The organism is Methylobacterium sp. AMS5 (genome assembly GCF_001542815.1).
Lineage (GTDB): Bacteria > Pseudomonadota > Alphaproteobacteria > Rhizobiales > Beijerinckiaceae > Methylobacterium.
Genome location: NZ_CP006992.1, coordinates 5,294,582 through 5,307,321 on the forward strand (window position 1 = coordinate 5,294,582; position 12,740 = coordinate 5,307,321).

The following is a 12,740-nucleotide window of genomic DNA, read 5'->3' on the forward strand; positions in this document are numbered from 1 at the left end:
GGTTAGGGTCCATCAAATCGAGGCGGGCTTCTGAAGCCCTGGGATGAATGTGGGCTTTTGATGATCCTCCCAAGAAGATTCTTCCCGGCGGCCGGTCCGGCGCAGCCGGGTTCGGAGAAGCCGGGCCGGCTTTCCGTCGATTTCGCGGCTGTCTTGAACGCGCTTCCGGTCAACGTGCTCGTCCTGCATCCCACCGATGCGACGATCACCTTCGCCAATCAGCGCAGCGTCGAGACCCTTCACAGCCTGCGCGCGCATTTGCCGGCCTCGGTGAACCCGGATGCCATGGTCGGGCTCACCATGGATGTGTTCCATAAGAACCCGGCCCATCAGCGCAGCATCGTCGCCGACCCGGCCCGCCTGCCCTGGCGCACCAAGATCCGGCTCGGACCGAAGACGCTCGATCTCCACGTCTCCCCGGTCCGCGACGCGGACGGCCACTACGTCGCCGCCGTCCTGTCCTGGGCCGACGTGACCCCCTTCACGGATTCGATTGCCAGCTTCGATGCCTCCGTCCGCGCTGCGCTCGGAGAGGCCGCCGAGGCCACGAGCGCGATGCGCGGGGCGGCCGAGCGCGTCCTCTCCGCGACCGATGCCACCGCCCATGCGGCCGACAGCGCCGCCACCGGCGCGAGCGACACGACGGTGAACGTCCAATCCGTCGCCGCCGCCGTCGAGGAACTGACGGCCTCGAACGGCGAGATCACCCGGCAGGTCAACCGCTCCAGCGCGGCGACCGGACAGGCCGTGACCGAGGCCGGCGCGGCCATGGAGAGCGTCAAGGCGCTCTCCGAAACGTCGCAACGCATCGGCGAGGTCGTCGGTCTGATCAGCTCGATCGCCAGCCAGACCAACCTTCTCGCTCTCAACGCCACCATCGAGGCGGCTCGGGCCGGCGAGGCGGGTCGCGGCTTCGCCGTGGTGGCAACCGAGGTCAAGGTGCTTGCCGGGCAGACGGCGAAGGCCACCGGCGAGATCGCCCAGCAGATCGGGCTGATCCAGGCGGCGACCTCGCAGACCGTCGCGGCCATCGAGCGGATCTCGGGCGTGATCCGCGGCCTGGACGAGGGCGCCACCACCATCGCGGCGGCGGTCGAGGAGCAATCGGCCACGGCGGGCGAGATCAGCCGGAGCGCCCGAGAGGCGGCGGAGCGGACGTCTCTCGTCGGGGGCAGCATCGCCCAGGTCGCCACGACGGCCGAGACCTCGGCCGGCTCGGCCCGCTCGGTCCTCTCCGCGACGACGATCCTCGACCAGCAGATGGAGCAGGTGACGCGGGCGGTTCAGGATTTCCTGGTCGAGGTCAGACGGATCTGAGACCGGCCGGCGTCAGGGCGCGGCGTAGTCCGTCCGGCAGGCGGATCGCGCGCCCGTTCCTGACGCAGGCGACCACGACGTCGGCGCGCACCAGCACCTCGTCCCCGCGACGGACCTCCTGGGCGAGGTGCATCGAGGCGCCGCGCAACGCGCTCGACCGGGTGTGAACCTCGATCCAGTCGTCCATGCGGGCGGGCTTGAGGAAATCGAGGGTCATCTTCCGCACCACGAAGACGAGCCCCGTGCCCTCCGCGTGCATCTCGGACTGGTCGCCCGCGAGCGCACGGAGAAGTTCGGTGCGGCCCCGCTCCATGAAGCGCAGGTAGCTCGCGTGATAGACGAAGCCCGAGAAGTCGGTGTCTTCGTAGTAGATGCGCAGCGGAAGGCGGTGCGCCTCGGCGCCTGGGGTCGGATCCATGGACGTCCGGGTTCGTGGGGATCCCGTCATTTAGCGGGTCTCGTCATGGGTGGCGAGAGGTCGGGCTGCGCCCCTGCCGGCGGGCCGGCGCGACATCGGCAACGGTGCCTCGAACGGCAAGAGTGCCTCGAACGGCAAGAGCCGCCCCTTTCGAGGGCGGCCCTGTCAAGCAGGCGGGTTCGCGTCGATCAGCCGCCGATGCGGTTCGCGAGGGTGGCCGAATGGGCGTGCTCGTCGGCGATGTAGGGCAGCGCCTCGTTGGCGAAGGTGCGGCCGGCGGCACTGTCGCCGTTGCGGGCGTAGCTCCCGTAGAGCGCGAGGGTGCGGGCATCCGAGCGCGCCTGCCCGCTGACATAGGCCCGGTCGAACTCGCGGGCCGAACGGGCCGAGCGCAGGCGCTCCAGGCGCTGCTGGCCATTCGGGCCGAGGGCGACGCGACGGCCGGGCTCTCCCGGGCTGTTGTCGATCAGGCCGACGCCGCCGAGCACGCCACCGACGATGCCGGTGCCGATATTGGCGGCCAGCGTCACCGGGGCCAGCACCACGCCGATCGGGTTGTCGAGGCGGGTCGGGATACCCTGCTGGTCGGAGACGACGCGCCCGCTGGCGGTCAGCGACGTGCCCTCGGGCAGCAAGGCCCGGGTGGTGGCCTGACGCTCGACCAGAATCCGGTTGGCGTAGTTGCGCACATGCGGATTGCGGGACCGCTCCAGGGCGATCCGGCTGGCTTCGATGCTGGTGGCATCCGAGCGCAGAGCCTCGGCGCGGAAGTCGCGGGTATCGGTTCCGGCGCGCCCGATCGGGGCGTCGCTGCCGATGCGCAGCGGCAGGGCGTCCTGAGCCAGGGCGGGCGTGGCGAGGGCAGCGACGGACAGGCCGAGGGCGGCCAGGACGGTCGTCTTCATGGCGGAGGGTTCCTTGAAGGTCGTGCTGGAATCGTTCGTTGGGCCGGCGCTCCTAAAGAGCGTGGTCGGGCCCTCAACTTGTGCGATGCACGCCTGTTCCGCATGCCGCCGGCGCCGCCTTCGACGGCCGCAGATGCGCCGGATTGCCGCTGGAAGAACCCATAGGGTTCGAATAATTCGTTTTTTGACAATGGCTTGTTGTCAATTTGCGCCGCGCTGACGGTTACTGATTCAGTCTGAAACGATTAAAATATGCCGATGTTTTCGTCGATTATGACGCACACGATATGTGTCCCATGCATGTCTCATCGCTGGGTGTCATCGGCATCAAGCTCGACCACGACGATCTCCGGTGGCACGCCGAAACGCACCGGCGCGATGCTCGTGCCGAGCCCGCCGGAGGTGATGAGATCCGCCTGCTCGCGGACATGGCCATAGGCGTAGCGGTTGCCGTAGCGGGAGGGGACGACGGGAGAGCGGCCGAACAGGCGCACCTGTCCGCCATGGGTATGGCCCGAGAGCGTGAGCGCGATGCGCGGCGGCACCTGCGGAAAGATATCGGGCTCGTGTGCCAGCAGGATCGCGGGGGCGCCATCGGGGATCTTCGCCAGCGTGCCGGTGAGGTCGTCGAGGCCGATGCGCGGATGACCGTGGCGCTTGCGACCCGGCAGGAGCGCGAGCTGATCGCCGAGGCTGGCGAGCCAGACCGTGTGACCTTCGACCGAGAGCGGCAGCGCGTCGTTCTCCAGCACGGGATGCCGACGCGCCGAAGCGCCTCGCCCGCGATCGTCGGGCCGGCGCCACGAGCCTGCGCCGTCCTGTCCTCCCACCAATCGTGATTGCCGAGGATGGCGTAGGTGCCGAGCGGCGCGGCGAGTCGTCCGAGTACGGGCGCCCATTCGGCGGCGTCCACGTAGCGCGTGACGACCCGCATGCCGGAGACGTAATCGCCGAGCAGCACGATCACGTCGCCCTGAAGAGCGTTGGCCGCCGCGACGATGCCGGCGATGCGCGCGGTCGACATCCAGGGCTCGCAGGCATGGATGTCGGCCAGCGCGACGATCCGCAGGGTCAGCCCCTTCGGCCAGGGGCCGATCGGCTTCAGGCGGTAGCGCGTCACCGCGAGCCGCATCGGCTCGACGCCGACCGCGTAGGCGCCCGTCCCCGCCCCGGTCAGCGCCGTCGCGCCGAGCCCGATCAGCACCGTCCGGCGCGTGACGGCGACGGGGCTGCGGCCCTCACGCATCCGGGTCGTCGCTTCCGCCGAACAGGCCGAACTGCGAGCCGGGATCGCGCCGGGGTTCGGCAAAGCCCATGTGCCGGAAGGCGTGCGGCGTCAGCACCCGCCCGCGCGGGGTGCGCTGCACGAAGCCCTTCTGGATCAGGTAGGGCTCGATGATGTCCTCGATCGCGTCGCGCGGCTCGGACAAGGCCGCGGCGATGGTCTCGATCCCGACCGGACCGCCGCCGAACGAGGCCGCGATCAGGGTGAGATACTTGCGGTCCATCACGTCGAGGCCGACCGGATCGACGTCGAGCATCTGAAGAGCCCGGTCGGCGATGGCGCGGCTCACCGTCGTCGCGTCCTCGACGATGGCGAAGTCGCGCACCCGGCGCAGCAGACGCCCGGCGATGCGCGGGGTGCCGCGGGCCCGCTTGGCGATTTCGTTGGCGCCCTCCTCCGACATGCCGAGGCCGAGCACCCGCGCGCCGCGGCGGACGATGAGTTCGAGCTCGTCGATCTCGTAGAATTCGAGGCGGATCGGGATGCCGAAGCGGTCGCGCAGCGGCGTGGTGAGCAGACCCGCGCGCGTGGTGGCGCCGACGAGGGTGAATTTCGGTAGCTCGATCTTCACCGACCGGGCGGCCGGGCCTTCGCCGATGATGAGGTCGAGCTGGTAATCCTCCATCGCCGGATAGAGGATTTCTTCCACCGCCGGGTTGAGACGGTGGATCTCGTCGATGAACAGGACGTCGCGTTCCTCCAGATTGGTGAGCTGTGCCGCCAGATCGCCGGCCTTGGCGATCACCGGGCCGGAGGTCGAGCGGAAATTGACGCCGAGTTCGCGGGCGACGATCTGCGCCAGCGTCGTCTTGCCGAGGCCAGGCGGGCCGACGAACAGGACGTGATCGAGGGCCTGGCCGGTCTTCTTGGCCGCCCCGATGAAGATCTGCATGTTGGCGCGCGCCGCCCGCTGCCCGATGAACTCGGAGAGGCTCAAGGGGCGGATCGACTGGTCGGCGTCGTCCGGCCGGCGCTCGGGGCTCAGCAGGGTCTTGCCGGGCTTGGAGGTCTTGTCTTCGCTCACGGGGGTCTCGCGGGGCGTCGGCCGAATGGCTCCCGCAAAACGCCCGCCGCGCCGTCGCCCCAAGGGGAAACGGCCGGCGGCAGGGGCGTCTCGTGAGGCATTCCGACCCCGCGTTTTGCACATCCTGCACGCCCGCACCACCGCGGCAGAACGGTCCATTCCAGGGCAATCGCTCGAAGGCGATCACCCCGGTTTGTTGCTGGCCACAATCGCCGGCGCCCGCCTCCGCGGGCTCAGGCTTCGCTCGGCTCGAAGCGTTCCGGGGCTCACGCCCCGAAAACCCCGCGCCGCAAAGCCGCTCGATCGGCTTCGAGCGATCGCCCTGCGGTCCGCTCCCGAGCGGCTTGCGTGCTCCGGCACACCCCGTGGGCGAGGCGGTGAGCGAGTTGGTAACCAACCCCGCCGATGATCGGACCGTGCACCCGATGAGATCCGCGATGCCGAATGTTATCCCCGCCCCGCGCAGGCCCCGCCGCGCCCGGCTCATCGGCGGCACGGGAGCCGCCCTCGCCCTGCTGCTCGCCGGTCCGCTCCGGGCCGAGTCCGTCCCCGAGCCGCAGCCGGATTCCCGGATCAACCTGCGGATCGAGCCGAAGGCCGAGGCCGCGCCAGAGCCGAAACGCGAGCTGAGGGCCGATCCCAAGCCGGAGCCCAAAGTCGACCCGAAGCCCGACCCGAAGACCGCGCCGAAACTGGAGCGCCCGACCGCCGATACGGTGGCGGTTCCGGCCGAGATGCCTCCGGTCAAGAAGGCGTCGCGGGAATTGCCGCCGGTCGTCTACGCCCGCGTGTCCGAGGATCCGCTGCCGAGCTACACCGCGCAGACCTTCGTCGACACGATGCGCGCCGCCGAGCGCTATCAGGTCTATGCCGAGGCCGGCGGCTGGAAGACGCTGCCCGCCGACTTCGCTCCGAAGCCCGGCGAAAGCCACGCCGCGATCCCCTCGCTGCGCCATCACCTCACCCTGACTGGCGACCTTCCGGCCGACGCGCCCCCCTCCGACCGCTTCGATCCGCCGCTGGTGGCGGCCGTGAAGTCGTTCCAGGCCCGCCACGGCCTGCCGGATGCCGGCATTTTCGGCCGGCTGACGCTGAACGCCCTCAACGTGCCGGCCGACGTGCGGCAGCGGCAACTGCGCGCCTCGGCGCAGCGGCTGATGGGGTCGAGCTTCGGCTTCGGCGAGCGCTATGTGACCGTGAACATCCCCTCCGCCACGGTGGAGGCGGTGGAGAAAGGCGCGGTGACCCGCCGCTACGTCGCCGTGGTCGGCTCGCCCGACAAGCAGACGCCCGCGGTCGAGACCCGCATCACCGATGTGAATCTAAACCCGACCTGGACCGTGCCCGTTTCGGTGATCAAGAACGAGATCATCCCGACGATGCGCAAGAATCCGGGCTATCTCGCCAAGAACCGCATCCGCATCCTCGGCCCCGGCGGCGTCGAGGTCGATCCGACCGCGATCGACTGGAACACGCAGAAGGCGACCAACTACACGCTGCGCCAGGATTCCGGCCTCGACAATTCACTGGGCCAAGTCCGCATCGACATGCCGAACCGCCACGCGATCTACATGCACGACACCCCCTCGAAGTCGCTGTTCGCCGGCTCGGTGCGCTTCCATTCACACGGTTGTGTGCGCGTCGGTCAGGTGAAGGAGTTCGCCGCCTGGCTGCTCCAAGGCACCGAGGGGCCGAACGGGCCGGGCTCCGCCTGGGGACCGATCGAGATCGAGACCGCCATCGCCGTCGGCGAGCGGCGCGACGCGAAGCTCGTGAAGCCGACGCCCGTCGCCTTCGTCTACCTGACCGGCTACGCGACCTCGGACGGCCGGGTGCATTTCCGCGACGACATCTACGGCCTCGACACGCCACCCGCGCCGGCCGCGGCGACGCCGCTCACCCCCGATGTGACGACCACCGGCGCCATCACGCCCCGCACGGCGCCGGCACCCCGCCCGGCCGCACCGGGCGTCGCGCCGCGTCCCCTGCCGTCCACGGCGCAGGGGGCGCCCGTTAGGCCGGCGCCGGTCAAGCCCGCACCGGTCGGGGCCGCTCCGACGCCGGCGCCCGCGACCGCCTTGCCCGCTCCGCCGAAGCCGCAGGCCCGGAAAGCCGCGCCGCCCACACGCGGGCCGGAGAGCGAGCCGGTCCCGATGCCGCCCGGCCTCGTCGGCGGGCGGGGCTGAAGCGCCCGGGCGGCGCCGCGTCCCGTCCACAGCAGCGCTGCCATGCGGAGCGGAACAAAGCCTCGCGCTTGCTCATTCTGCCGATCGAGTACCGGCGCGGTTATCGCCCATCAGAATTCGATTGCAGAGTGTTAAGGATATCTCCTCATGGCCAAAGCCAAGCTGCGCGTCCCCAGCGATCGGCTCAACACCCCGACCGATCTCGACCCGAACGACGTCAAGAAGATCTCCGAAGGCTTGACCGTTCTCCTGTCGGATCTCTTCGCGCTCTACATCAAGACCAAGAATTTCCACTGGCATGTCAGTGGGCCGAATTTCCGCGACTATCACCTGCTGCTCGACGAGCAGTCCGAGCAGATCTTCGCGATCATCGACGCCGTGGGCGAGCGCGCCCGCAAGATCGGTGGCACGACCCTTCGCTCCCTCGGACAGGCCGATCAGCTCAAGCGCGTTCCCGACAACAACGCGGACTATGTGAGCCCGCTGGAGATGCTGAAGGAACTACGCGACGACAACAAGGCGCTGACCGCCAACATGCGCGAGCTGCACAGCGTCACCGACGAAGCCAACGACGTCTCGACCACGAGCCTCTTGGAAGAGTGGATCGATCAGTCCGAGGAGCGCACGTGGTTCCTCTACGAGTCGACCCGCGAGGCCACCGACAGCGGCCACTGAGCCCTCTCTCGATGCCGAGGGACCGCCGATCCGGAAGGGTCGGCGGTTTTTCTTTGGCTGCGGAGCATCGCGTGAAAAGGCCCGTCGCGATCGGGGCCGTACGCGATGATCATCCCCCGACGCTCAGCGTCGCCTTCACGAGACTCGGATCGTCCGGAACCGGTTTCTCCACGAAGCCGAGGTGACGGCAGACCGCTCGCATCGGCCGGTTCTCGGCCAGCACGCTGCCCTCGACCACGGCGATGCCCTCGGCCCTGGCCCAGTCGATCATCAGGCGCATGAGGGTGGCGCCGAGGCCCGTCCCCTTGATGTCGGAACGCACCAGGATCGCGAACTCGCCCGTATCGTGGTTGGCGTTGGCGTGCAGGCGGACGGCGCCGAGCATGCGCCGATCCTCCTCCGCCGCCTCGTCGAGGGCGACGAAGGCGATGGCGCGGGAGTAGTCGAGCTGGGTCAGCCGGGCGAGGAAGGCGTGGCTGAAGTCCCGCACCGGGGCGAAGAAGCGCAGGCGGACGTCTTCCGGGTCCACCTGCGCGAAGAAGGCGCGGAACATGCCCTCGTCGTCCGGCCGGACCGGCCGGACATGCACGCGCCGCTCTCCGACCTTGAGCCGCCGCTCCCAATCGGACGGATAGGGCCGGATCGCGAAGCGCGGGTGCCAGTTGCCGCGGCGGCGCTCCGGCGGGCTCGGCTCCGGTGCGATGCGGACGCGTGCGTCGAGGGCGACCACGCCGTCGGCGTCGGCCAGCAGAGGGTTGATGTCGAGTTCGCGCACCGCCGGCAGGTCGGCGGCGAGTTGCGCGAGTTTCACCAGCAACAGGGCGATGGCCGGCAAGTCCGCCGCCGGCACGTCGCGATAGGCTTCGAGACGGCGGGCCACGCGCGTGCGGCCGATCAACTCACTCGCCAGGGCAAGATCGAGCGGTGGCAGCGCCAGGGCCCGGTCGTCGATGACCTCAACCGCCGTGCCGCCGCGCCCGAACACGACCACGGGCCCGAAGACCGGATCTTCGGCGAGGCCTGCGATCAGCTCGCGCGCCTGCGGCCGGCGCAGCATCGGCTGCAAGGCAAAGCCCGCCACCCGCGCGTCGGGGCGGAGTTCTCGGACGCGTGCGATCATGGCGTGGGCCGCCTCACGCACGTCGGCTTCCGAGGTGAGGCCGAGGCGTACCCCGCCGACCTCGGATTTGTGCACCACGTCCGGCGAGACGAGCTTGAGCACCACGGTGCCGCCGCCCGCGATCAGCGGCCACGCCGCAGCCGCAGCCCCGTCGGGATCGGGCGCCAGCGTGACGGGCACCGAGACGATCCGGTAGGCGGTCAACAGCTCGGTCACCGCGTAGGGGTCGAGCCAGGTGCGCCCTTCGGCCAGCGCCTCGTCCACGATGCGGCGTGCGGCGGCGACGTCCGGCGTGAACTCGCGCGGCAGGGCGTCCGGCGTGCGCATCAGGTCGTTCTGCGCCTCGCGGTAGCGCACGAGGTGCAGGAAGCCCTCCACCGCGTCGGCATCGGTGGCAAAGAGCGGGATCTTGGCGTCGGCGTAGATCGTGCGGATCGCTTCGTCCTCGCCGATCGAGACCGCGAAGACCGGCTTGCGGCGCCCCGCCGAGCGCGCCTTGGCCACGGCACCGGCCACGGTCTCGGCGACCTCACGGCTGCCCGCCCGCGCCGTCGGCACATGGATCGCGACGATCGCGTCGCTGTCGCGCCCGGCAAGCAGCGGTTCCAGGGCGCCGACGTAATCGCCCGGCACCGCGTCGATGCCCAGATCGAGCGGGTTGGCTTGCCGGCCCTGCCGCACGGGAGCCAGGGAGTCCTGCGTTGCCGGTGCAGGCTCCGCCAGCGTGCCGCCGAGATCGGCCAGGTGGTCGGCCGCGAGCGCGCCGATGCCGCGCCCGTTGGAGACGATCATCAGCCGGTTGCCGGGGAAGGGCCGCTGGCGCCCCAGGGTCTCGACGGCGGAGAACATGGCATCGAGCCCGTCCACAGCGAGCAGGCCTGCCCGGCGGAAGGCGGCCTCGTAGACGGCGCCGGGCCGGGCGAGCGCGCCCGTATGCGTCTCCGGCCGGCGACCGGGCGCATCGTGGCGCCCGGTGCGCAGCACCACGACCGGCTTGGCGCGGGCCGCCGCCCGGGCTGCGGTGAGGAATTTCCGCGCATCCGCGACGTGGTGCAGGGACAGAATGATCGCGCGGGTGTGGAAATCCTCGGCGAAATGGTCGAGGCAATCGGCGATGTCGATGTCGGCGGAGCGGCCGAGCGTCATCACCGCGGAGAAGCCGACCCCGTGCCGCCAGCCCCATTCGGCGATGGCCGAGGCGACGGTGCCGGATTGCGAGATGAGGGCGAGATCGCCGGGCTTCGGCGGGCGGGCGAGCAGGCTCGCGTTGAGGCCGCGCGCCGGCACGCTCAACCCGATGCTGTCGGGCCCGATCAGCCGCAATCCGTGCCGCCGTGCCGCCGCCTGGGCGGCGCCGGCCGGGGCCGCCTCGCCGACGCCGAGATGGGCGGACAGGATCACCGCCGCGGCGGCACCGATCTGCCCCGCCTCCTCGACGATGCCCGGCACCGCCGCCGGGGGGGTGGCGATCATCACGAGGTCGGGGGTTTGGGGGATGTCGGCGAGGCGCGGGCTGCACGCCAACCCATCGACGCTGGTCTCGCGCGGATGGACCGGGACGATATCGCCGGTGAATCCGCCCGCGCGCAGGCCATCGATGATCGCCCGGCCGACGGAGCCGGGGCGATCACCCGCTCCGACCACGGCGATGCGGCGCGGGGCGAGCAGAGCCTCGAATCGATAGGTGCTCATGGGCCGCCTATATCATCTCAAGGCCCGAGGCCGAGCGTCAAACCGCCGACTGACGGAGCAGATCGACCGCAATCGGCGGAATGGGCCGCACCTGAAGCGCGTGCCGCGAGTACACCTCTCTCCAATACTCGTGCTCGGCGAGCGTTCCTGCCGCCTCAGACGGCAGGCGTCGCGTGCCGGCAATACCGGTCCGGCTCGACCTGCCCCGGTTTCACCCGGCCGCTCCTGCGGATAGGATCGTGCACCGATCCCGGCGATTGCCGGTCCGAGCGCGCACCACAAGGCCCGTTCCTTGCCCGCTCCGCATCGCAGATCGATCCGCCGTCAGAGGAGTTGTCCGTGCCGACTTTCGCAACCCGTCAAGCGATGGTCGAGGCGATGCGTCGGATGCTCGATCTCGGCCTCAGTCAGGGGACCTCGGGTAACCTCTCCGTCCGAACCGGAAGCGGCTTCCTCGTGACGCCCTCCGGGATTCCGGCGGAGCAACTCAGCCCCGATGACCTCGTTCCCATGGAGTTCGACGGGGGTTGGGACCATCCGCTGGCCCCCTCCTCCGAATGGCGATTCCATCGGGACATCCTGGCGGCCCGGCCCGAGATCGGCGCCGTCGTCCACGCCCACCCACCCTACGCCACCGGGTTCGCGATCTGCGGCCGAGAGATCCCGGCGGTGCATTACATGATCGCGATGGCCGGCGGTCCGACCATCCGTTGCGCCCCCTACGCGCCCTACGGCACGCAGGGCCTCTCGGATTTCGCCCTCAATGCCCTCGAAGGCCGCAGCGCCTGCCTGCTCGCCAATCACGGCATGATCGCGACCGGGCCGAACCTCTCGAAGGCGATGTGGCTCGCCGTCGAGGTCGAGGCTCTGTGCCGCCAATATGCGATCGCCTTGCAGGTTGGCGCACCGGTGGTGCTGTCCGATGCCGAGGTCGCCGAGACGGTCGAGCGATTCAAGTCCTATGGTCCCCGCGAGAAATCCAAGCATTGAGTCCGTGCGTCCAGCGATTTTGATTTGCGCCGATACGAAATGATTTGGATTTCTTGTCGCTGATATGGGATCTGAATAAATTTCATATCTCACAATAGCCATTTTAATTTGGCATTATTTTTGATTGCAATACTTATATTCCAACAAAAATATCGAATAATGCGGTAACGGCGGCAAATCCGATTATCGGGCAATTTCCCTATAATCTTATCGGATCGATGTTCGATGGGGATGGTTTGAGCGTTTTTGATCTCGGCATTTCGCAATATCAGGCGGGTCTGCGGCGACCTTCGCACACGGCTCTATCCAATCGATCTGCGTAATCGTCCCGTATTGCATTTCGCAATTATACCGGATGTCGGGGAATTTTTGTGGAGTTCCTAATACGACTTTTATCGCAATAGCCCTGTCAAACGGACGAAATTTCAAGTGATTTTTGGAGAACACTCAAAATCCATCTTGCAGCCGGTCCCATCAAAGGTTAAGTCCTGCGTCATTCAGCGCAGTCGCACCGTGCTCCGCAATGCTGGCGTCTCCGTTGCGGCGCCTATTGCAGTTCGCCGTTTGCAAATATCGGAAGGGATATTGAGGATGTCGCTTGAGGATAGCTCCGCTGGCGATCACGTGGCCTTGGTTGTCGATATCGTGTCGGCCTATGTCGGGAATAACTCCCTGGCGGTCGGGGAATTGCCCGGGTTGATCACGTCGGTTCACGGTGCGCTGGCACAATTGTCGAATAAGCCAAGTGAGCCTGAAGAGGTGGCCCCGACGCCGGCCGTGTCGATCCGGCGTTCGATCCAGCAGGATTTCCTCATTTGCCTCGAAGACGGCAAAAAATTCAAATCGCTCAAGCGGCATCTGCGGACGCGCTACAATCTCTCGCCCGACGAGTACCGTGCGCGCTGGAACCTGCCGGACGACTATCCGATGGTCGCACCGAGCTACGCCGCGACCCGGTCTGCCCTTGCTCGGACCATGGGCCTCGGCCAGCAGCGCCGGAAGTGGCCCTCCAAGACGGCGACGGAGACCGCCGCCGAACCGGCCCCTGAGACCGCCGCCTCGGCGCCGCGTCGCCGTGGCCGGGCTCGTTCCGGGGAGGCGGTCTGAGCGCATCGCGCCGATCGACGG

9 protein-coding genes and 1 pseudogene are annotated in these 12,740 nt (G+C 68.7%); 5 read left to right on the top strand and 5 right to left on the bottom strand.

The features are described 5' to 3' along the window. The first annotated feature begins 153 nt into the window (after positions 1-153). On the top strand, positions 154-1,317 hold the full coding sequence (locus Y590_RS23590) for a methyl-accepting chemotaxis protein (RefSeq protein ID WP_286161820.1): 1,164 nt from the start codon (positions 154-156) through the stop codon (positions 1,315-1,317). On the opposite strand, the gene ybgC is transcribed toward Y590_RS23590, so the two are convergent. The 4 genes and pseudogenes from ybgC to ruvB all read right to left on the bottom strand — a co-directional run bounded on the left by ybgC (position 1,304) and on the right by ruvB (position 4,949). Beyond that, positions 1,304-1,735, bottom strand: a complete 432-nt coding sequence (gene ybgC / locus Y590_RS23595; RefSeq protein ID WP_060771987.1) for a tol-pal system-associated acyl-CoA thioesterase — start codon at positions 1,733-1,735, stop codon at positions 1,304-1,306. The genes Y590_RS23590 and ybgC overlap by 14 nt on opposite strands. A gap of 188 nt (positions 1,736-1,923) precedes the next feature. After that, positions 1,924-2,640, bottom strand: a complete 717-nt coding sequence (locus tag Y590_RS23600) for a DUF4142 domain-containing protein (protein WP_060771988.1) — start codon at positions 2,638-2,640, stop codon at positions 1,924-1,926. Positions 2,641-2,945: 305 nt separating this feature from the next. Then, positions 2,946-3,886 (bottom strand): annotated as a pseudogene (locus Y590_RS23605) (metallophosphoesterase). Beyond that, positions 3,879-4,949: a Holliday junction branch migration DNA helicase RuvB gene (gene ruvB / locus Y590_RS23610; protein WP_060771989.1), complete on the bottom strand. Its 1,071-nt coding sequence runs from the start codon at positions 4,947-4,949 to the stop codon at positions 3,879-3,881. Before ruvB ends, Y590_RS23605 begins: the two are co-directional and overlap by 8 nt. A 437-nt stretch (positions 4,950-5,386) precedes the next feature. Between ruvB and Y590_RS23615 the strand changes: the two genes are divergently transcribed. Continuing rightward, positions 5,387-7,135: a L,D-transpeptidase family protein gene (locus Y590_RS23615; protein ID WP_060771990.1), complete on the top strand. Its 1,749-nt coding sequence runs from the start codon at positions 5,387-5,389 to the stop codon at positions 7,133-7,135. A gap of 147 nt (positions 7,136-7,282) precedes the next feature. After that, positions 7,283-7,810, top strand: a complete 528-nt coding sequence (locus Y590_RS23620) for a Dps family protein (protein ID WP_060771991.1) — start codon at positions 7,283-7,285, stop codon at positions 7,808-7,810. 109 nt (positions 7,811-7,919) lie between these two features. Here Y590_RS23620 and Y590_RS23625 read toward each other — a convergent pair whose 3' ends face one another. Then, entirely contained in the window at positions 7,920-10,622 is a 2,703-nt protein-coding gene (locus tag Y590_RS23625; RefSeq protein WP_060771992.1) for a bifunctional acetate--CoA ligase family protein/GNAT family N-acetyltransferase, read from the bottom strand. Between the two features lie 339 nt (positions 10,623-10,961). Here Y590_RS23625 and Y590_RS23630 point away from each other — a divergent pair, with 339 nt between their 5' ends. Beyond that, positions 10,962-11,612, top strand: a complete 651-nt coding sequence (locus Y590_RS23630; RefSeq protein WP_060772437.1) for a class II aldolase/adducin family protein — start codon at positions 10,962-10,964, stop codon at positions 11,610-11,612. A 591-nt stretch (positions 11,613-12,203) separates the two neighbouring features. Continuing rightward, complete coding sequence (locus tag Y590_RS23635; RefSeq protein WP_060771993.1) at positions 12,204-12,719, top strand: Ros/MucR family transcriptional regulator; 516 nt, start codon at positions 12,204-12,206, stop codon at positions 12,717-12,719. Positions 12,720-12,740 lie beyond the last annotated feature (21 nt).

What these genes read in the sequence shown, in the direction of transcription:
- ybgC (WP_060771987.1), bottom strand. Translation starts at nt 1,735, where the DNA reads ATGGATCCGACCCCAGGCGCCGAGGCGCACCGCCTTCCGCTGCGCATC.
- Y590_RS23600 (WP_060771988.1), bottom strand. Translation starts at nt 2,640, where the DNA reads ATGAAGACGACCGTCCTGGCCGCCCTCGGCCTGTCCGTCGCTGCCCTC.
- Y590_RS23615 (WP_060771990.1), top strand. Translation starts at nt 5,387, where the DNA reads ATGCCGAATGTTATCCCCGCCCCGCGCAGGCCCCGCCGCGCCCGGCTC.
- Y590_RS23620 (WP_060771991.1), top strand. Translation starts at nt 7,283, where the DNA reads ATGGCCAAAGCCAAGCTGCGCGTCCCCAGCGATCGGCTCAACACCCCG.
- Y590_RS23625 (WP_060771992.1), bottom strand. Translation starts at nt 10,622, where the DNA reads ATGAGCACCTATCGATTCGAGGCTCTGCTCGCCCCGCGCCGCATCGCC.
- Y590_RS23635 (WP_060771993.1), top strand. Translation starts at nt 12,204, where the DNA reads ATGTCGCTTGAGGATAGCTCCGCTGGCGATCACGTGGCCTTGGTTGTC.